Source organism: Burkholderia sp. Ax-1724 (genome assembly GCF_011752995.1).
Lineage (GTDB): Bacteria > Pseudomonadota > Gammaproteobacteria > Burkholderiales > Burkholderiaceae > Paraburkholderia.
On sequence record NZ_VWWL01000015.1, the window covers coordinates 112,259 to 131,477 of the forward strand.

At 65.7% G+C, this 19,219-nt stretch carries 17 protein-coding genes; 7 read left to right on the forward strand and 10 right to left on the reverse strand.

Annotated elements, in window-relative coordinates; translation table 11 throughout:
• The first annotated feature begins 136 nt into the window (after positions 1–136).
• The 5 genes from F3J19_RS18930 (at position 137) to F3J19_RS18950 (ending at position 5,199) form a co-directional block, all read left to right on the forward strand.
• Positions 137–997, forward strand: a complete 861-nt coding sequence (locus tag F3J19_RS18930) for a ThiF family adenylyltransferase (RefSeq protein WP_167044246.1) — start codon at positions 137–139, stop codon at positions 995–997.
• Positions 994–1,734, forward strand: a complete 741-nt coding sequence (locus F3J19_RS18935) for an SDR family NAD(P)-dependent oxidoreductase (protein WP_167044249.1) — start codon at positions 994–996, stop codon at positions 1,732–1,734. The genes F3J19_RS18930 and F3J19_RS18935 overlap by 4 nt, the downstream gene beginning before the upstream one ends.
• A 148-nt stretch (positions 1,735–1,882) precedes the next feature.
• On the forward strand, positions 1,883–3,679 hold the full coding sequence (locus tag F3J19_RS18940; RefSeq protein WP_167044252.1) for an FAD-dependent oxidoreductase: 1,797 nt from the start codon (positions 1,883–1,885) through the stop codon (positions 3,677–3,679).
• 16 nt (positions 3,680–3,695) lie between these two features.
• Positions 3,696–4,523: an aldo/keto reductase gene (locus tag F3J19_RS18945; protein WP_167044255.1), complete on the forward strand. Its 828-nt coding sequence runs from the start codon at positions 3,696–3,698 to the stop codon at positions 4,521–4,523.
• Between the two features lie 118 nt (positions 4,524–4,641).
• Complete coding sequence (locus F3J19_RS18950) at positions 4,642–5,199, forward strand: MarR family winged helix-turn-helix transcriptional regulator (protein WP_167044258.1); 558 nt, start codon at positions 4,642–4,644, stop codon at positions 5,197–5,199.
• Positions 5,200–5,245: 46 nt separating this feature from the next.
• Here the strand turns inward: F3J19_RS18950 and F3J19_RS18955 are convergent, their stop codons facing one another.
• From F3J19_RS18955 to F3J19_RS18995, 9 genes are all read right to left on the reverse strand, one after another.
• Positions 5,246–5,533, reverse strand: coding sequence for a DUF1330 domain-containing protein (locus tag F3J19_RS18955; RefSeq protein ID WP_167044261.1), 288 nt, complete (start codon positions 5,531–5,533; stop codon positions 5,246–5,248).
• Positions 5,534–5,697: 164 nt separating this feature from the next.
• On the reverse strand, positions 5,698–6,492 hold the full coding sequence (locus F3J19_RS18960; RefSeq protein ID WP_240159073.1) for a glucose 1-dehydrogenase: 795 nt from the start codon (positions 6,490–6,492) through the stop codon (positions 5,698–5,700).
• 178 nt (positions 6,493–6,670) lie between these two features.
• Positions 6,671–7,504 carry a sugar phosphate isomerase/epimerase gene (locus F3J19_RS18965; RefSeq protein ID WP_167044264.1) on the reverse strand — a complete coding sequence of 278 codons (834 nt, stop codon included), beginning with the start codon at positions 7,502–7,504 and terminating at the stop codon, positions 6,671–6,673.
• Positions 7,505–7,582: 78 nt separating this feature from the next.
• On the reverse strand, positions 7,583–8,197 hold the full coding sequence (locus F3J19_RS18970) for an NIPSNAP family protein (RefSeq protein ID WP_167044268.1): 615 nt from the start codon (positions 8,195–8,197) through the stop codon (positions 7,583–7,585).
• Complete coding sequence (locus F3J19_RS18975; protein ID WP_167044271.1) at positions 8,187–9,953, reverse strand: FAD-dependent oxidoreductase; 1,767 nt, start codon at positions 9,951–9,953, stop codon at positions 8,187–8,189. Before F3J19_RS18975 ends, F3J19_RS18970 begins: the two co-directional genes overlap by 11 nt.
• A gap of 2 nt (positions 9,954–9,955) precedes the next feature.
• Positions 9,956–10,756 carry a shikimate dehydrogenase gene (locus F3J19_RS18980; RefSeq protein ID WP_167044274.1) on the reverse strand — a complete coding sequence of 267 codons (801 nt, stop codon included), beginning with the start codon at positions 10,754–10,756 and terminating at the stop codon, positions 9,956–9,958.
• 53 nt (positions 10,757–10,809) lie between these two features.
• Positions 10,810–13,350: a branched-chain amino acid ABC transporter ATP-binding protein/permease gene (locus F3J19_RS18985; RefSeq protein WP_240159075.1), complete on the reverse strand. Its 2,541-nt coding sequence runs from the start codon at positions 13,348–13,350 to the stop codon at positions 10,810–10,812.
• Entirely contained in the window at positions 13,347–14,216 is an 870-nt protein-coding gene (locus tag F3J19_RS18990) for a branched-chain amino acid ABC transporter permease (RefSeq protein WP_167044277.1), read from the reverse strand. The genes F3J19_RS18985 and F3J19_RS18990 overlap by 4 nt, the downstream gene beginning before the upstream one ends.
• Before the next feature lie 45 nt (positions 14,217–14,261).
• Positions 14,262–15,521 carry an ABC transporter substrate-binding protein gene (locus F3J19_RS18995; protein WP_167044280.1) on the reverse strand — a complete coding sequence of 420 codons (1,260 nt, stop codon included), beginning with the start codon at positions 15,519–15,521 and terminating at the stop codon, positions 14,262–14,264.
• Between the two features lie 183 nt (positions 15,522–15,704).
• On the opposite strand from F3J19_RS18995, the gene F3J19_RS19000 reads away from it, so the two are divergent.
• Entirely contained in the window at positions 15,705–16,523 is an 819-nt protein-coding gene (locus tag F3J19_RS19000) for an IclR family transcriptional regulator (protein WP_167044284.1), read from the forward strand.
• A gap of 120 nt (positions 16,524–16,643) precedes the next feature.
• Positions 16,644–17,840, forward strand: a complete 1,197-nt coding sequence (locus F3J19_RS19005; RefSeq protein WP_167044287.1) for a sugar transporter — start codon at positions 16,644–16,646, stop codon at positions 17,838–17,840.
• Between the two features lie 72 nt (positions 17,841–17,912).
• On the opposite strand, the gene F3J19_RS19010 is transcribed toward F3J19_RS19005, so the two are convergent.
• The gene (locus F3J19_RS19010; RefSeq protein WP_167044291.1) at positions 17,913–19,103 is read right to left on the reverse strand and encodes a porin; all 1,191 of its coding nucleotides are present in this window, start codon (positions 19,101–19,103) and stop codon (positions 17,913–17,915) included.
• Positions 19,104–19,219: the final 116 nt, after the last annotated feature.

Genomic DNA, 19,219 nt, shown 5'->3' on the forward strand with positions numbered 1-19,219 from the left:
CGCCGCAACGGCGGCGCTTCGGGGGCACGACCCATGCAAGCCGCGCGAGCGCCCTGAAGCAGCACGCGCTCGCGCACGCAAGACCGCCCGGCATCGTGCACGATGATGCCGGCACAACCCAGGAGATGAAATCAGCATGACTTCCCCCTCTTCCACGCCCGCCGAGGCCGTCGCGGCCACGCCGGTTTCGCTCGACGAAGGCCTGAGCGGCGCCACGCGCGTCTACTACATCGTCGGCGATCCGATCGCGCAGGTGCGTTCGCCCAAAGGCGTGACGGCAGCAATGCGCGAAGCGGGCCGCGACGCGCTCGTGGTGCCCGCGCACGTCGCGCCGGCCGATCTCGCCGCGTTCTTCGCGGGCGTTGCGTGCATGCGCAATGTCGACGGCGTCATCATCACCGTGCCGCACAAGTTCAGCGCGACGGAATTCTGCGCGAGCCTTTCTGAACAGGCGGCGTTCCTCGGCGCGGTGAACACCTTGCGCCGCACGCCCGACGGCGGCTGGCACGGCGACATGTTCGACGGCGCCGGCTTTGTCGCCGCACTCGCCGACGAAGGCTGCGACCTGCGCGGCAAGCACGCGCTGCTCGTGGGCGCGGGCGGCGCCGGCTCGGCCATCGCCCAGGCGCTCGTGAACGCGGGCGTCGGCTCGCTCGACGTGTGGGACAACGACAGCGTGCGCGCCGGCTCGCTCGTCGAGCGCCTCGCCACGCTCGGGCGCGGCGCGGTGCGCGTGGCCGCGAGCGAGGTCGCCGCCGAATCGTTCGACGTGGTCGTGAACGCATCGCCGATGGGCATGCGCCCCGACGACCCGCTGCCCATCGACGTCTCGCGCCTGCCGGCCAGCGCCTTCGTGGGCGACGTCGTCACGAAGCCGCCGCTCACGCCCTTCATCGCCGCGGCACGCGCGCGCGGCTGCAAGACCGTAACGGGCACGCAGATGTTCACGCGCGTGTGCGATCGCATGGTGGAATTTCTTCTGGATTCCCAGGCATGAATACGCACTCGCGAATCGCGGTCGTGACCGGGGGCGCGGGCGGCATCGGCCGGGCCATCGCGGCGCGTCTGCAACACGACGGCCACCGCGTCGCGCTCTGGGATCTCGACGGCGACGCGGCAAACGAGGCCGCCCGCGCGCTGCCGGAAAGCTCGGCGCTCGGCGTGCGCGTGGACGTGACCGACGAAGCATCCGTCGCGGCCGCCATGCATGCAACGCTCGCGCGCTTCGGCACCTTGCACGTGCTCGTGAACAGCGCGGGCGCGACCGGTCCGGTCGCGAACGTAACCGACTGCGACCTCGCGGCCTGGCAACGCTGCATCGACGTGAATCTGCGCAGCGTGTTCCTCTGCTCGCGCGCCGCCGTGCAGCCGATGCGCGAGGCCGGGTTCGGGCGCATCGTGAACCTCGCTTCGATTGCGGGCAAGGAGGGCAATCCACAGATGTCCGCCTACTCTGCCGCGAAAGCGGGCGTGATCGCCTTCACGAAATCGATGGGCAAGGAACTCGCGCTCACGCCTATCCGCGTGAACTGCGTCGCGCCCGCCCTGATCGAGACGCCGCTGCTTGCGCAGCTGACGCCCGAGGCCCTCGGCGCAAGCCTCGCGAAAATCCCCATGCAGCGTGCGGGCACCGCGCAGGAAGCGGCCAACCTCGTGGCCTGGCTCGCTTCCGATCAATGCTCGTTTTCGAGCGGCGCGACCTTCGACCTCTCCGGAGGCCGTGCCACGTACTGATTCGCTGCGCTGTCCTCTGCCGCCGCTTAATTTTGAATCTTGTTCCACTTTTTTATTTATTGGAATATGATTCCAAAATCAAGAACACCGTTTGCCACGCGCATTCAGCCATGCGCGCGCGGCGAACCGGAATGGAGGAGGCACGGAGATGGGTGCGGTCAGGCAACAGGGGCGGCAGGAGTGGCAAGGGTGGGATGAGGAAGTCGATCTGCTGGTATTCGGCGCGGGCGCGGCCGGCATGACGGCCGCGCTCGTGGCCGACCACGAGAAGCTGAAGGTTCTGCTGTGCGAGAAGACCGGCATGGTGGGCGGCATTACGTCCACCTCGGGCGGCACCACGTGGGTGCCCGGCACGAAGCTGAGCGTGGACGCGGGCGTGCCCGATAGTGTCGACGACGCGCGGCGCTTCCTGCAGTCGGTGGTCGGCGAACGCGGTGGCGACGAAGCACGCGAGGCCTTCCTGCAAAGCGGCCCGCAGGCCATCGAGGAGCTGACCCGGATCAGCGAGGTCAGGTTCGTCGCCGCCGCGGCTCACCCCGACTACGTGAACGGACCCGGCGCGGCCTATGGCGGCCGCGCGCTGGCCCCCGTGGCGTTCGACGCGCGCGTGCTCGGCAAAGCCTTCGCGCGCGTGCGGCCGCCGCGCAAGGAGTTCATGGGACTCGGCGGCATGATGGTCGCGCGCAACGATCTGAATGCGCTGCTCGCGCCGTTCGCCACGCTTGCCAACTTCAGGCGCACGCTCGCCGTCGTGGGGCGCTATGCGATGGACCGGCTGCGCTATCCGCGCGGCACGCAACTCGTCATGGGCAATGCGCTGGCCGCACGGCTCTATTACAGCCTGCTCAAGCGCCATGTCGAGGTCCGCTTCGACACGCCGCTCGTCGAACTCGTGCGCGAAGACGGCCGCGTAACCGGCGCAATCGTCGCGACGCCTGGTGGCGGCCGCCGGCGCATCGGCGCGCGCCGCGGCGTCGTGCTCGCAACGGGCGGCATCACGCGCCACCCGACGCTGCGCAATCAGCTTTTTCCGGCCGGCGCGCGCGGCCTTTCGCTGGCACCGCAAACCCATACCGGCGACGGTGTGGACCGCGCCCACCAGGTCGGCGCAAAGGTCGAGAACGGCGGCGACAGCCCCGGCCTCTGGATGCCCTGCTCGATCCAGCGCGCACGCAACGGCAGTGCGGGCGAAGACAGCGTCTGGCCGCATATCATCCTCGATCGCGCGAAGCCCGGACTCATTGCGGTGAATAGCCGGGGCGAGCGCTTCGTCAACGAATCGAACTCGTATCACGACTTCGTGATGGGCATGCTGCGCGACGCTCAAAACAGCAACGGCAACGGCGCGAGCGTGCCCGCGCATCTGATCGTCGATGCGGCATTTCTCCACGAGTATGGCCTCGGCCTGCTGATGCCCGGCCGCGGTGCGGGACGCATCGCCGAATTCGAACGCTCGGGATATCTGGTGAAAGGCAACACGCTCGACGAACTGGCCGCGAAGCTCCAGATCGATGCGGCGGGCCTCGCCTGCACGGTCGAAAGTTATAATCGCGACGCCGCCAATGGCAACGACCCCGCATTCGAGCGAGGCAGCAGTCCGATGAGCCGCTTCAACGGCGACGCACGCCAGCAGCCCAACCCGTGCATCCGGCCGATCGGTGCGGGACCGTATTACGCCGTAACCGTATGGCCCGCCGATCTCGCGTGCAGCGCGGGACTGAGCGGCAACGCGAACGGCGAAGTGATCGACGAGGCAGGCCACGTGATTCCAGGCCTTTTTGCCTGCGGCAACGACCTCTCGTCGATCTTTCGCGGTACGTACCCGGGCCCCGGCACGACGCTCGGCCCGGCCATCGTGTTCGGCTGGCGCATCGCAAAGTTCGTCGCGCACGGCGGTGCGGCGAACGAAACACCCGGCGCGCGCGAGGCTAAAGCGCGCGTCTGACACGGAGAAAACACTCATGCAACGCATCGTCAATCGCCATCAACTGAACATGCCCAAGCTGGGCCTCGGCACATGGCCCATGCTCGGCGACGAATGCACGCGCGCTGTCGTGCAGGCCCTGGAACTCGGCTATCGTCATATCGACACCGCCGCCGCGTACAACAACGAAGCGGCGGTTGGCGACGCCCTCGTGCAATCGACGGTGCCGCGCGAGCAGATTCACGTGACCAGCAAGGTATGGTGGGACCAGTTGAGCCCCGAACGCATGCGGGCCTCGTTCGACAATACGCTGCGCGCGCTGCGTTCCGATTACGTCGACCTGTTCCTGATTCATTGGCCGACGCAGGACTGGGACCTCGCGCGAACCCTCGAAACGCTCGTGTCGTTCAAGGAAGAGGGACGCGCGCGGGCGATCGGGGTGGCGAATTTTCCGCTCGCTCTGGTGCGCGAAGTCGTGGAAGTGATGCAGGTGCCGCTGGCGGCGATGCAGGTCGAGTATCACGTCGCGTTGAGCCAAGCCAAGCTGCTCGACTTTGCCCGCCAGCACGATATGGCGCTGATTGCCTATAGCCCGCTGGCCCGCAACAAGGTCTCCGAGATGCCGGAAATCCAGCAAATCGCCGCCAGGCACGGCGTGCAGCCCACTCAGGTCGCGCTGAAATGGCTCGTCGAGCAGGAGCAGGTCGCCGCCGTGCCGAAGGCGAGCGGCAAAGCTAATCAGCTCGCCAATCTGGCATCGCTCGATGTGCCGCTCGATGACGAAGATCGCGCGCTCATCGCGCAATTGCCGAAGAATATCCGCATTGTCAGCCCGGCCTTCGCGCCGGCTTGGGACGCAGAGTGAGAGCGTAGCGCGGGCACGATAACGGGAGCATGTAGAATCAGGCGCTCACCTCTGCCCCGCTCGTCGTGCGAAACGTGCGAAACGTGCGAAACCCAATCGGACCTTCATCGTGCCAACCGTGAAAACACAGAAAGCCCAGCAAACTCAGGCAACGCCAAGCGGGCAACGAAGTGTCAACGCGGTCGGATCGACGAGAAGCAAGCTCAGCCGCAAGGATGAGGCCGATGAGATGACTCGCCAGATCGATTTGTCGCGCTGCGTGCCGGCCGTGCTGACTGCCGCAGCCAACCGGGTATCGCACGGCGCATCGACTGCGTACAGAAAGCACGCCGGCATTGGCTTCGTCGACTGGCGGATCGTTTGCTTTCTCGCCGCGGAAGGCTGGTCGAGCGGAGCCGAACTGGCGCAGGGACTCGGCCTCGACAAAGCGGCAATCAGCCGTAGCCTGAGCGCGCTGGTGAAACAGGGGGTCGTCGAAACGCGTGCTTCCTATGGAAGACGTAGTGAATCGAATCTCACGCGCGCGGGCACATCGCTCAGAACCAGGGTACTGCGGCTCGCACTTGACCGGGAAGAAGCCATGCTGCGCGGATTGACCACGGACGATAAAGAAAGATTGATTTCCATGCTCAATCTTATCTCACGCAATCTGATTGAAATCGACGGTTCTCAATAGGATTCGTGGTTCCACCGATACCGGACAACCTGGATTTCACCAGGCCTTAGGCACCCTCGACAGCAATAAAATCGGCGATCGCATAACCTTCACGCAGCGCCCGAGCCTGAGCGTACTCCGCTGATTTGTAATACGCCTTTGCCTGCTCGAACGACTCGAACTCGATCACGACATTGCGCGATCGACCGCTGCCTTCAAGCACCTCGCATGGGCCGCCACGCACCAGCACGCGACCGCCATAGGCTTTGATAACGGGAGTCGCGAACGCGGCATACTTTGCGTATTCCTCTTCGTTCTGAACATCCACTCGCGCAATGATGTAACCCTTCGGCATATGACCTCTGCTCATCCCAATCTCTTCAGGTTCCCGGCACCGCTCTCACCCTCGGCGGCCTTTTCTTCACAGATCAAATAATATTCTCGTCTTTCCATCCAGCAGGCGTGCAAACGCGAGGTTTCTCTTCGCACGTCTCCGCGCCTGCTGCATAACCCAAGCAATCAATCCACCGGACCGCCATGTGCCGCCCAACCGCCGTCCACGCTTAACGTCACGCCCGTAATATAGGTGGCGGACGACGACGCCAGATAGGCGACCGCATCGGCAATCTCGGACGACTCGGCAAATCGTCCCATCGGCGTACGCTTTTCGATTCCTGCCGTATTCAGGCGACCGTCCGCCACCAGGGTACGCACGATCTCGGTCATCACGTAGCCGGGAGCCACGGCATTGACGCGAATGCCGCTGCGCCCCCACTCCACCGCCATCGAGCGCGTCATGGACGAAATCCCCGCCTTCGCCGCACCGTAAGCGTTGCGCCCAGGAATGCCGCCCAACCCGGCAATAGAACTGAGGTTGACGATGGCCCCGCCCCCTGCGCCGAGCATCACCCTGGCCACCTCGCGAGACATCATGAACGTACCGCGAAGGTGAATGGAAAGGACCCGGTCGAATCCGTCGACGGTCTGCTCAACGGTCGAACCGGGCTGCTCTCCGATGCCCGCATTGTTCACGAGCACGTCGATCCGGCCATATTTCCGCGCCACCTCGCGCACCAGGGAAACGACGTCGTCTTCACTCGCCACGTTGACCCTGGCCGCCGTGTGTGAATCTCCGCTTAACTCCCCGATCCGCGCAGCGGCAGCGGCTTCGTCCAGATCCGCGATAACGACGCTATACCCGAGTTGCGCGAACTTCTGGCTGATCCCCCAGCCGATCCCACTTGCGCCACCCGTGACGATCGCCACCATCCTGTTCTCGGGATTCGACAATCCGGTTTCCGTGCTCTGACTCATCACTACCATTTCTCCGCACAAGACTGTCCTTCAAACCACGAGGTCAGTCGATGATCGAAGTGTATTGAGTCTTATGTTGATATGTCAACATGACGAAAACCCTGAGGCGATACCAGCCGTGTCCGAGATCACGCGCCGCCATCGCGCGAGACCTCGCACCGCACACCTGAGACGCCAATCAAGCGCGTGCGTCGATCACGCGTCGCGCCGCTTCCAGCGCCTGCGTCGCCCAGCCCAACGGCCCGAGCAGCGGTGCGCGCTGATCGTTCGGAATTTCGATGCTGACAGGCAGATCCCTCGGCAACGCATTCCAGAGCGCCACGAGATCGATGCCGCCTTCGCCGGGCAGCAGGCGTTCGCAACGCGCAGTGTGGATCAGCTCCGCATCCGTGCTCGGCGTCCCTCCCGGCGCGTCGCACATCTGCGCGTAGTGCAGCCATTTGCGCGGCAACGCGCGCACTTCGTCGAGCGTCGAATCGGAACGTGCGAAATGCAGCGCATCGACGAGCACGCCGGCGTTCGACGGCGTCCCCGCCTCCTCGACGAGCGCGACCGCATCACGCAGTCTCTTGACCGCGGTCCACGGCATGAACTCGATGTTGGCCGTCAGACCGAACGGCGCGGAAAGCTCGCACAAGGCGGCAAACGCCTGCGCGCGCCGCACGGGATCGCTGTCGTCGCATCCGACGAGCACAGCGCGCGCGCCGAGCTTTGCGCCGGTTTCGAAGAAGTGAAGATAATCGCGCGCATCGAAGCGCTCGCCGAGGCGGATAATTTCGAGATCGAACACGCGCACGCCGGTATCGGCCATGCGTGCGAGCGTGTCCTTCAGCATGGCCGCATCGGTCATCAACGAGTAGGCGGGCCCGCCGGGCGTGGCAGGCAGCAGGCGAAAGCTCACCTCGTCGTAACCCGCTTGCGCGGCAACCGATACGAGCTCGGGCGGCGTCAGCGACAACGCCGTCAGATGCGCGAGCGAAAACGCCGGCTTTTGAGCAACGGCCTCAGTCATGAACAATCTCCATCCGGTTAGGCGCGTGCGGCGAACTCCGCGCGCACGCGCGTGCATGAGGAATACGCGCTGGCCGCCTTACTTCAGCGGAGACACCGCGGTCGGCACGAACACCTGCGAACGCATCGACGTCGTCAACCAGTCGGGTCCGCCCTTCGGCGGCCAGATGCCCTGGCTGACCGAGTCGGCGCGCGCGGCGGCACGCTCGTCGAGGCTCGCATACGGCCAGATCTGCGTGAAGCGCGGCGTGCCATCGTAGGCAAACATCGCGGCCACGCAGGGCGAAACCTTCTGCCGCGCGGGCAGGTCGCGCTCCCAGGCGCTCAACGTCGGGCCGAGACCGCCCGTTTTGAACTCGTAGGTGCGGATTTCGTAGACCTTGCCGTGCTCGCCGGGCGTCGGCGCGGGCATCCATGCGAAGCCTTCATAGCTATGCATTTCGATCTTGACGAGCCATTCGCCGCAACCGAACGGATCGGCGCTGAGCAGCGTGCGCTTGCGCTCCGCGAGCATCTCCTCGGCCGTCTCGAAGCCGCGCAGCACGGCCATCTGATTGAGATCGCCGATATCCGAAAACCAGATGCCGTACAGCGTGCCGCGCGCCTGCGCATCGCGTGCGTAGGCATCGGCGGCGACGGACGCCTTGGCAACGGTGCCGAAGCGCAGTGTCATCGTGGTGAGTTCATAAAACATCTTTTTCTCCTGTCATTGCAGTACGGTTGGCGGATGCGGCCAGCGTCTTGCCGGCCGCGTCGTGTGCGGCGATATAGCCGAACGTCATCGCGGGACCGAGCGTGATCCCACCGCTCGGGTAACGCCCGCCCATCACGCTCGCCATATCGTTGCCGCACGCATAGAGGCCGCGCACGGGCTCGCCGTGCGCGTCGAGTACGTGCGCGTTCGCGTCCGTGCACAGGCCCGCAAACGTGCCGAGGCTGCCCGGCACGATTTGCACGGCATAGAACGGACCGTTTTCGAGCGGCGCCACGCAGGGATTCGGCGCGTGGTCGACATCGCCCTGCATGAGGTTGTACGGCGTCTCGCCACGCGCGAATTCGGGGTCCTGACCTTCGCGCGCGCTCGCGTTATACGTCGCGACGGTATGGTCGAGCGTCGCGGCATCGATGCCGCACGCTTCGGCGAGCGCCGCGATCGTTCTGCCACGCCGGAGGTATCCCGAACGCAGCCAGCGTCCGAGTGGAAACGGTGCGGGCTTGACGGCACCGAGTCCATACCGGCGGATAAAGCGGTGGTCGCACAACAGCCACGCGAACACGGGCTGCCCGGCAGGCACGGCGTCGAACAGCGCCTGCATGAAGTCGTAGTACGAATCGGCTTCGTCGACGAAACGCCTGCCCGCGCCCGTCACGGCGATCAGCCCGGGCTTGCCGCGCTCGATCAGATGAGGAAACGTGCCCGTGCTGCCGTCGGCGCGCTTGACGAGCGACACCGGCGCCCATGCGCCGGCCTCGGCAAACGAATCGTCGAGCATCCCACCGGCCGCTTCGGCAAGCCGCAGACCGTCGCCGGTATTGCCCGGCGACGCGGCCGACCAGTGCTCGCGCCCCGTCGGCGCATGCGCAAACAGCGCGCGCTTGCGTTGGACATCGTGCGGAAAGCCGCCGCACGCGAGCACGACGCCGCGGCGCGCCGTAATGTCGACTGCGCCTTGCGGCGTGTCGACATGCGCACCGCACACCACCCCATCGCGGACTATCAGGTGTTGGACCGAATGCGAAACATCGATCGATACGTTGTGATCGAAGGCCGATTTCGCGAGCCGCGCGACGAGCGCGTTGCCGTTCACGAGCTGCATGCTGCGCCCATGAAACAGCAGGTCCTTCAGATGAATCGCCACGCGCCGCGCCGCATAACGGAACGACGACCACGAGCGCGTCGCCTTCAGGAAGTGCCGCAGGTCCGCGCCCGCCGAGATGCCCATGCCCCACAACGACACGAGATCGAGCGGCGGCCTCAGGTCGCGAATCCGTGTGCCAAGCTCGCGGCCGTCGAACGGCGCGGCGCACACCGAGCGGCCGCCGGGCAACGCACCCGGCGAGCGGCCATGAAAGTCGGGAATGAGATTGCCGTCGATGAACTGCACGGCCGAATGGGCGCGATAAAACTCGATCATGCGCGGACCGTGTTCGAGGAACGCGTCGATGCGCGACTCGTCGTAGTACTCACCGAGTTCATGACGCAGATACGTGCGCGGCCCTTCTTCGTCTTCGCGAATGCCGGCGGCCAGCGCGAGCGGATTGCGCGGTATCCACATCCAGCCGCCCGACCATGCGGCCGTGCCGCCGAACACCGCTTCCTTTTCGAGCACGATCACGTCGAGCCCGAGAATGGCGGCCGTGACCGCGGCCGACAGCCCTCCGGCGCCGGCGCCGATCACGAGCAAATCACACGATCTCGCGGATTGCACCGGTCCCGCGTGGCCGTCCATGATCAGCCCTCCCCGACGAGAAAGTCGATCATCAGGCTCATCTCCGCGGTGAACATATCGACGCCGACGCTCGTCTTGCACCCGCGCGCGCGGGCCGCTTCGATCCACGGCGACACGAGCGGCGCCGTAATCACGCAGGCGGCAAACGCCTCGGGCGCGAGCTTCTCGACTTCGACGGGAAACGGGTCGCCGGGCCGCATGCCCATCGGCGTTGCGTTGACGACCATCCCGAAGCCCGTGGGGTCGGCGCTGCCAACGCTCACGCGCGCGTCGAAACGCGCCTTGAGCCGCGCGATCAACGTATCGCGGCGCGTCGCATCGGCATCGTGAATCGCGAGATGCGATGCACCGGCTTCGAGCAAGGCCAGCGCGATCGCACTGCCCGCGCCGCCGGCGCCGATCAGCAAGGTACGCTTGCCGTTCGGATCGCCGCCTTGCGACTTGATGCCGCCCAGCATGCCCAGGCCGTCGAGCATTTCGCCATGCCAGCCGCCATCGGCATTGCGGCGCAGAATGCTGACCGAGCCGAGAAAGTCCGCGCGATCGCTGGCCGTCGCGCAATGCGCGTACGTCGCGAACTTGTGCGGAATCGTGACGAGAATGCTGTCGCAGTTCTTCGCGAGCGACAGCCCGCGAATGAAGCCGTCGACATCGCGCGGGGGCACTTCGATCGGGATCACGACCGTGTCGTGCCCGCGTTCGTTGAGCATGCGCGTCACGTTGGCCGGCGATTTGACCTGCGCGATCGGATCGCCAATGATCGCGATCACGCGCGTGGCGCCGCTCAGGGTGGAATAGCTCATAGGGGTCCTAAAATCGGAAAGAATGAAAGTGGCTGCGGGTGCGCCTGCGTGGTTTACCCGACGGCTTCGGGCTCGCCCGTGACGCCGAGCAGACGCGCCTGCAGCGCGGCGTCGTTCGCCAGCGTGTGCGCGGGGCCCGCGAAGGCCATCTGTCCGTTGACCATCACGTACGCGCGATCGGCCATCGGCAGCACGCTCTCCGCGTGGTGCTCGACGATCACGAGGCTCGCGCGGCCGCGCAGCTTGACGACCGCGTCCATGATGTCCTTGACGACGGCCGGTGCGAGGCCTTCGAAGGGTTCGTCGAGCAGAATGATCCGGCTCGGCACCATCAGCGCGCGCGCAATCGCAACCATCTGACGCTCGCCGCCCGACAGCGCCTCGGCTTTCGACTTCTGCAGAACCCGCAGCTTCGGAAACAGTTCGTAGACTTCATCGAGGCTCGCGCCGCCCGCGCGTTGCGCGAGCACGAGGTTTTCGAGCACCGTGAGGTTCGGAAACAGCCGCCGCCCCTCGGGCACCATCGACAAGCCGAGCCGGTTGATTTCGTGCGGTCGCGCATGTGTGATGTCGCGGCCGTCGAACACGACGCGTCCCGCGCCGACCTGCGCGACGCCCATCATCGCGCGCAGCGTGGTGCTCTTGCCGACACCGTTGCGGCCGAGCAGCGCGACAACCTCGCCTTCGCGAATCTCCATGTCGAGGCGATCGAGCACCTGGCTGCCGTCATACCCGGCGCACAGCTTCTCGATCTTCAGGATCACACGGCCGTCGTGCTCGCGCGCCGCGAGCGCGGGAACCCCGGCCGGTGCAAGCGTTTCGGCGGCGTCCTCGTCCTTCGACTTGCCGAGATACGCGCTGATTACGTCGGGATGGCTCGCCACCTCGTGCGGCTTGCCGTCCGCGATCAGGCGCCCCTGGTGCAGCACCGTGAGCCGGTCGGACAACGCGATCACGCGATCGATATCGTGTTCGATCAGCAGGACCGCATGCGTCGACGCCAGACGCCGGATCAGCTTGCCGACGATCTCGCGATCGGCCTCGGCCAGCCCCGCGAGCGGCTCGTCGAGCAACAGCAGCTTGGCGTCGGTCGCCAGCGACACCGCGATTTCGAGCAGACGCTGTTCGCCATGCGAGAGATTCGCGCATTTCTGCTCGGCCCGGTCTTCGAGTCCCACGGCCTGCAACAGTGTCCAGGTCCGCGCGTTGATCGCGTCGATCCGGTATGCGTCGAGCCAGATCGAATGACGCAGCGGACTGCGCGCCTGCACCGCGACGCGCACGTTCTCGAACGCGGTCAGCTCGCGGAACACGCTGAGAATCTGGAACGAACGCGCAAGGCCGAGCCGCACGCGCTCGAACATCGGCAAGCGGCTCACGTCGCGCCCTTCGAACACGATCTCGCCCGTGTCGGGCCGCAACAACCCGCTAAGCATGTTGAAGAACGTCGTCTTGCCCGCCCCGTTCGGCCCGATGAAGCTGTGCAGCTGATACGGCATCACGTCGAGATCGATGCCCTTGGCCGTGACGATCGAGCCGAAGCGCTTGCCGAGGTTGCGCACCGAAAGAATCGGCTGGCCCGGATCGAGTTCGGCCTTCGCGCTCCTGAACGGCTCGATGACCGCGGGCCGCGCCGGGATCTGCGCACGCATGAGCGTCCAGCGCGGACGGCGCAGCAGCCGTTGCGCGATACCCTGGATGCCTTCGGGCGACGCCAGCGCCAGCACCACGATGATCGGCGCGAACAGCAGCCACCAGTTCTCGGTGATCGCACTGAGCTTGTCCTGCAGCAGCACGAAGCCGATCGCGCCCCAGAGCGGCCCGAGGAACTGGTGCACGCCGCCGAGCACGACCATCAGCAGCGCATCGCCGGCATGCTGCCAGCTCAGGTTATTCGCATAGACGCCCTGCATCAGCAACGCGAGCAAACCGCCCGCATAGCCGACCACCGCCGCCGACATCGCGAAGGCCGCGAGCTTCACGCGATACGCGTTGTAGCCGAGGCTCGACACGCGCTGCTCGTTTTCGCGCAGCGCCTGCAAGACGCGGCCGAACGGCGAGTGCGCGAGACGCCAGAGAAAGCCCATCGCGAGCACGATCGTGACCACGCTGAACGCATGGAAGGTGGGCATCGAACCGAGCCACGGACGCGCAACGTCCTGAATGCCGTTTTCGCCGCCGGTGAAATCGGTCCATTTGAAGGCGATTTCGTAGGCGATCTGCGAGCACGCGAGCGTGAGCAGCGAGAAGTACAAACCGCGCCGCCGCAGAATCACGAGCCCGACGAGCGAGCCGAGCACGAGCGAAAACACAATCGCAAACGCAAGCGCCTCGATTTCGTTCGAGAACAGGCGGCCCATACCGATACCGACGGCGTAACTCGCGCAGCCGAAAAACACCGAGGCGCCGAACGGCACGAGACCCGTGTAGCCGACCAGCAGGCCGACGCCCGCCGCGTACAAGGTGTAGATCGCGATCTCGGTGATGCGCCCTAGCGGAATGCCGAGGCCGACCGCGCCGAACGACAGGGCCGCGAGCACCAGCGCGAGCCAGAGGATCGGATGGCGAAGCATGGAAGAAGATTGAGACTTCATTCGAAACGCTCCCAACGTTCGCCGAACAGCCCGCGCGGCCGCACCAGCAGGATCAGCGCCATGAGCACGTACATCGCCGCGCCGGAAGCTTCGGGCTTGAACTGCACCGTCAGCGACGTGACGATGCCGACCAGCAGCCCGGCGACGATCGCGCCCGCATACGAACCGAGTCCGCCGATCGTGACGATCACGAACGCGGGCATGATCGCGTCGGAAGCCATCGACGGCGTGACCGTCCAGAGCGGCGCCGCGAGCAGACCGGCGACTCCCGCGATGCAGCAGCCGAGTCCGAACACGCCGGTCAGCACGCGTGGCAGATTGATGCCGAGCATCCCGACCATTTCGGGGTCGCGGCTGCCCGCGCGCAGAATGCGGCCGAACGGTGTATAGACGAGCCCCGCCCACAGCAGCACGAGCAGCACCAGCGTTGCGGCCAGCACCGCGAGCCGATAGGTCGTGAGCAGCACCGGACCGAGCACGACGAAGCCGGACAGCAGCGGCGGTGCGCTGAACGGCTGGCCGCCGGCGCCCCAGAACTGACGGATTACGGCCTCGACGAACAGCGCGAGGCCGAACGTCACGATCAGGCCGATCAGCGGCTCCTTGCCATACAACCGGCGAATCAGCGTGAACTCGACCACGACGCCGACGAGCCCGGCCAGCAGCGGCGCGAACACGACGGCGGGCCAGCCGAACTGCTGCTGCAACGTCACGGCGAAGTAGGCGCCGAGCGCGAAGAACGCGCCATGCGCGAAGTTCACGATGCCGAGCATGCCGAAGATGACCGACAGGCCGATCGCGATCAGCACGTAGAGGAAGCCGAGCACGAGCCCGTTCGCGACCTGGGACAGCAGGAGTTCAAGCATGCCGTGCTCCTTGAACGTGAATCGTGGCGTGGACCGTGGCGCGCATCAGAGCGCACCCATCTGGCAGCCGACGTCGGCCTTGTCGCCGTACAGCGCGTCGAGGCCCGCCGCGTTGTCGGGCAGCGTCTTGACGACGTCGAGGAAGTCGTAGTTGTCGGGGATCTTCGACTTGACCTTGGCGACGAGGATCGGCACCAGCATCTGGTGATCCCATGCACGGTAATACGCGGGCATCGGACGGTTGGGGTCGCGCCAAGCTTCGAGCGCCTTGACGATCGCGGCCGGCTCGACCGACTTCGCCTGATCGATCGATTGCAGCAGCGAACGCATGACGAACCAGCCGGTCCACGCGCGATCGGGCGCGGGATGCTTGTATTTCTTCTGATACGCGGCCGCGAAGGTCTTGTCTTCGGCGACGTTCGCGGAGTTGTTGAAGTACCAGTCCTTCGAGTAGTAGCCCGCTACCGCATTCGGACCGACGCCCCAGATATCGCTGTCGGCCGAGCCGATCTGCGCGATCGGAATCTGCCCTTTCATGCCCATCTCGTTCCACTGCTTGAGGAACGTCGAGACGTCGCTGCCCGCGAGGCCGCTGACGACGACATCGGGCTTGGCCTGGCGAATCTTCAGGATGTACGAGGTGTAGTCGGGCGTGTTCAGCGGCGCGGCATCGGCGCCGGCCACCGTGCCGCCCGAGGCGAGGAGCTGCTTCTGGAATTGCTCGCTGACGCCCTGGCCGAACGCATACGACGCGGTCAGGAAGTACCAGCGCTTGCCGAGCGTCAGCAGTTGCTGCGACATCGCGCGAACCTGCGGCTTGACCGGCAGATGCGCGCGGAACGTATAGCGGTTGCAGGCCTTGCCCGTGAGTTCGTCGGCCGCCGCGTTCGGCGCGATGAACGGAATCTTCGCGCGATTCGCGAGCGCGCTGAGTGCGAGCGCATTGGCGCTCGTGCCGCCGCCGACGATGGCGACCACCTTGTCTTCGTCGATGAGCTTCTGCATGTTCTGCTGCGCCGCCTGCGGGCTCGGCTCGTCGAGCCAGATCAGCTGCACCGGACGGCCGAGCACCTTGCCGCCGTCTTCCTCGAGCGCCATGTTCGCGCCCTGCATCAGGTACTCCGAGTGGATCGCGACGGCGCCCTGCTTGGCGAGCACCATACCGATCCTGATCGGCTCGTCGGCCCGCGCCGGCGCGGGCACGGCCGCGCCCGCGAGCAGGCACGCGAGCGCCGCGAGGGAGGTCGTTTTTTCAGTCCAGCGCAAAACCGCTGCCGACGCGGCCGGGCTCTTCGAATGACGCATGCGTTATCTCCATGATTTGATTTGTATTGGGGCGGCATGAGGGCAAGGGTCTCGCCGTTTTTTGAACTATATTCCATATTTACGTATTTTGGAAATTATTTCCAATAGACGACACTGGACGCGCCAGGTACCATCCAGGCTGGCAACCAGGTTGCAATGACTGACAGGAAGAGTGAGCTACTGATGGCTGGACCGACTACCCGAACCCTGAGCGTGCTCGAACATCTCGCGCATCATTTCGAAGGACTGCCGCTCGTGGCGATCGCCGACGATCTCGGGATGCCGCGCAGCGCAGCGCATCGGCTGCTGACCGAACTCTGCGACGCGGGTTATGTGCGCCAGGTGCGCAACCACGGCGACTACGTGCTGACGACGAAGCTCGCCTCGCTCGGCCTCAGCTATCTGTCGAATACGGGCGTGCAGGACATCGCCCAGCCGATCCTCGACCGGCTCGCGCAGGATTCGGGCGAATTCGTGCGCCTCGGCGTGATCGACGTCGATCACATCGCGTGGCTGGCGCGCTCGCAAGGCGCGCGCTCGGGCCTGCGCTACGACCCGGAAATGGGGATGGTCGCGCAGCTGTCGTGCACCTCGGCCGGCCTTGCATGGATGCTGACGCTCGCCGACGAAAAGGCGATCGAGCTCGTGTCGAAACAGGGTTTCGGCTCGCGCGACGAGTTCGGACCGAACGCGCCGCAAACCGTGCGCGAGCTGCTCGCGCATATCGAGGCGTCGCGCAAGCGCGGCTACAGCATGACCGTCGACATGTTCATGCCCGGCATGGCCGCGATGGCGGCGCCGATTCGCCGCCGGGGGCAGGAAGCGGTCGGCACGGTGAGCATCGCGGGACCTTCGTCGCGGCTGACGGAACAGCGCATGATCGAGCTGGCGCCGCGGCTGCTCGACGCCGCCAACGAACTCGCGGCGTCAGGCGGCGGCACGTTGTTGCTGAGGGGCTCGTCGCTCGCGGGCGGACATCCGGTGCTGTCGTCGGGGGATTGAAGCGATTGCAGCGCGGCATGGCGCATGCGGCTCCTCATGTGGCTCATAAGGCGCATGCGCCGGCTGACCCGAGGCGCAGGTGCACAGACCGGACACGACTCCTCTTTCCCACATCCAGGCATGTCGACAAACGCATCTGCTCATCCGGAACACTCGTGGTCAGGCGTGCTCGCGCTGACGCTGACCGCGTTCATCTTCAACACCACGGAATTCGTTCCCGTCGCGCTGCTGAGCGCCATCGGCGAGAGCCTGCACATGCGGCCGACCGACGTCGGGCTGATGATGACGATCTATGCGTGGACGGTCGCAGCGGTGTCGCTGCCGTTGACCGCGCTCACCCGCCACGTCGAACGCCGCAAGCTGTTGAGCGGAGTACTCGTTCTGTTTGTCGTCAGCCATCTCGTGACGAGCGTGGCGTGGAACTTCCCGGTGCTCGTCATCGGGCGCATCGGCATCGCCTGTGCACACGCGACCTTCTGGTCGATCTCCGTTGCGCTGGTCGTGCGGCTCGCGCCGCCGGAGCGGAAAAGCCGCGCCCTCAGCCTGCTGGCGATGGGCACGTCGATCGCGATGGTGGCCGGCATTCCGATCGGGCGCGTGATCGGCCAGGCGCTGGGCTGGCGGATCACCTTCCTGACACTCGCGTGCGCGTCGGCCATTACGCTGCCGATACTGCGCGCCACGCTGCCCGAGTTGCCCAGCCATCAAACGGGCTCGCTCGCGCACCTGCCCGCGCTGCTGCGCAAGCCGATGCTGGTGGCGCTCTACGCGATTACGGTTCTCGTCGTGTCCGCGCACTTCACGTCGTATACCTACATCGAGCCGTTCGTGCGCAGCGTCAGCCATGCGAGCGAAGGCCAGATCACCTACCTGCTGATCCTGTTCGGCAGCGCCGGCATTCCGGCGGCCCTCTGCTTCAACCACCTCTACTCTCGACGGCCGGCGCAATTCCTGCTGACATCGATTGTCGCGCTGTCCGTGTGCCTGCTGATCCTGTTCCCGTGCTCGCTCGATATCGTCACGCTCTCCGTACATATCGTGGTCTGGGGCGGCGCGATCGTCTGCTTCGGGCTCGCGATGCAGGCATGGATGCTCAAGCTGGCGCCGGAAGCGACGGACCTTGCCGTATCGATCTATTCCGGTCTGTACAACGTCGGGATCGGCGCCGGCGCGCTGTTCGGCAATCACATCGCAGACCGCTTCGGCATGCCATGGATCGGCACGTTTGGCGGCCTTGCGGGCGGACTCGGCGCCGGCATGGCATGGCTGGCATCGCGCGCGCATGGCAAGAACACCGCGGCGCCACCGGCCGTCTAGCGTGCGATGAGATGCCGCCTGGGGTGACGCCTGAATGGCCGCTACAACGCGTAGCGGCCCTCGCGCGGTTCATCAGAACCGGTGCCGCAATCCCGCCAGCACGGCGATCTGACTGGTGCGTCCCGCCCCCGCGGGCCCGAAGAAGTTGATCGCGACCGTGCTCGCATCGCCGGCGAGGTGCTGATAAACCAGCGACATATGCACGTCCGTGCGCTTGGACAGCAGATAGCTGATGCCCGCGTTGACCTGGTGCCACTTCGGCCGGTCGCCGGTCGCGAAGGACGTTGCGCCGGTGCCGGTATAGCCGTGGCCGTCGGTGAAGATATAGCCGATGCCGGCCATCAACGCCGGCGTGAACTGGTAGCGTCCGTTGATTTCGTAGTTGTCCACCCGCATGGTCTGACCGCCTCGATAGTCGAGCCGCGTATCGGTCACCACGGCGTTGACCGTCGCGGCACCGAACGTGTAGCCGGCCCCGAGCGCCGAAATCCGCTGCCGTTCGACAAAACCCGCGTTGTAGAAGATGCTGGTCGAGCCGCTATATTCATCGCCGACCGCCCCGTTCGGATTGCTGCCCGAGGCGAGCCCCGCCGACGGATTGTTCAGTTGCAGATAGCTCGCGACCGCATGCAGCGCGCCGCGCTGGTAGTCGAGGCCGAACCCGTAGGCGCGATTGTTGGCGAAGCCCTGGCCATCCGCGCCGGCTGCCTGGTTGCTGAACGCGTAGATCGCGCCCATCTTCAGGCCCGTGAGCGGGCTGACTTCGTACTTGACGGTGTTGTCGAGCCGGAACGTCTGGAACGTATCGTCGACGTCGCCGATATGGGCGCCGTAGATGCTGCCGAACTGTAGCCACGACAGCAGCGGCGCGACGTAGTCGAACGTATAGTCATACTGACGGCCGAAAGTGAGCTGGCCGTAGCGCTCGCTGGCCAGCCCCACATAGGCCTGCCGGCCGAACAGCCGGCCACCCTGCGACGACGTGCCGTTCAGTCCGCTGAACCCCGCTTCGAGCCGGAATATGGCGGCGAGGCCACCGCCGAGGTCCTCTCGCCCGACGAAGCCGAAGCGGTCACCGCTGCCCCACCCTGTCGCCATCGACCAGCGCGAAGCGCCCTGCGTCGTGATCGACGATGCGACCGAATTCGTCCACGCGATGCCCGTATCGATGATGCCGTACAGCGTGACCGAGCTCTGCGCGTGAGCCGCCAGCGGCGCTGCGCAGGCGCAAACGACCGCAGCAGTGCAAACTGCTGTTTTCATTGTCTCTCTCCAGTTTGAATGTGATGTGGACTGCAAATGAAAGCCGATGAGCAGGAGCCTTGCGCGCTAAAGTGCCGGCTCCCGCCACGATGCGCGGCCGCGCATCCCGCCTGTCT

Excerpts from the sequence above, each read along its gene's own strand:
- F3J19_RS19000 (WP_167044284.1), top strand. The coding sequence starts at position 15,705 with ATGGCTGGACCGACTACCCGAACCCTGAGCGTGCTCGAACATCTCGCG.
- F3J19_RS18940 (WP_167044252.1), top strand. The coding sequence starts at position 1,883 with ATGGGTGCGGTCAGGCAACAGGGGCGGCAGGAGTGGCAAGGGTGGGAT.
- F3J19_RS18985 (WP_240159075.1), bottom strand. The coding sequence starts at position 13,350 with ATGAAGTCTCAATCTTCTTCCATGCTTCGCCATCCGATCCTCTGGCTC.
- F3J19_RS18990 (WP_167044277.1), bottom strand. The coding sequence starts at position 14,216 with ATGCTTGAACTCCTGCTGTCCCAGGTCGCGAACGGGCTCGTGCTCGGC.
- F3J19_RS18975 (WP_167044271.1), bottom strand. The coding sequence starts at position 9,953 with ATGGACGGCCACGCGGGACCGGTGCAATCCGCGAGATCGTGTGATTTG.
- F3J19_RS18935 (WP_167044249.1), top strand. The coding sequence starts at position 994 with ATGAATACGCACTCGCGAATCGCGGTCGTGACCGGGGGCGCGGGCGGC.
- F3J19_RS18960 (WP_240159073.1), bottom strand. The coding sequence starts at position 6,492 with ATGAGTCAGAGCACGGAAACCGGATTGTCGAATCCCGAGAACAGGATG.
- F3J19_RS18955 (WP_167044261.1), bottom strand. The coding sequence starts at position 5,533 with ATGCCGAAGGGTTACATCATTGCGCGAGTGGATGTTCAGAACGAAGAG.
- F3J19_RS19010 (WP_167044291.1), bottom strand. The coding sequence starts at position 19,103 with ATGAAAACAGCAGTTTGCACTGCTGCGGTCGTTTGCGCCTGCGCAGCG.
- F3J19_RS18945 (WP_167044255.1), top strand. The coding sequence starts at position 3,696 with ATGCAACGCATCGTCAATCGCCATCAACTGAACATGCCCAAGCTGGGC.
- F3J19_RS18970 (WP_167044268.1), bottom strand. The coding sequence starts at position 8,197 with ATGTTTTATGAACTCACCACGATGACACTGCGCTTCGGCACCGTTGCC.
- F3J19_RS18930 (WP_167044246.1), top strand. The coding sequence starts at position 137 with ATGACTTCCCCCTCTTCCACGCCCGCCGAGGCCGTCGCGGCCACGCCG.
- F3J19_RS18995 (WP_167044280.1), bottom strand. The coding sequence starts at position 15,521 with ATGCGTCATTCGAAGAGCCCGGCCGCGTCGGCAGCGGTTTTGCGCTGG.
- F3J19_RS18980 (WP_167044274.1), bottom strand. The coding sequence starts at position 10,756 with ATGAGCTATTCCACCCTGAGCGGCGCCACGCGCGTGATCGCGATCATT.
- F3J19_RS19005 (WP_167044287.1), top strand. The coding sequence starts at position 16,644 with ATGTCGACAAACGCATCTGCTCATCCGGAACACTCGTGGTCAGGCGTG.
- F3J19_RS18965 (WP_167044264.1), bottom strand. The coding sequence starts at position 7,504 with ATGACTGAGGCCGTTGCTCAAAAGCCGGCGTTTTCGCTCGCGCATCTG.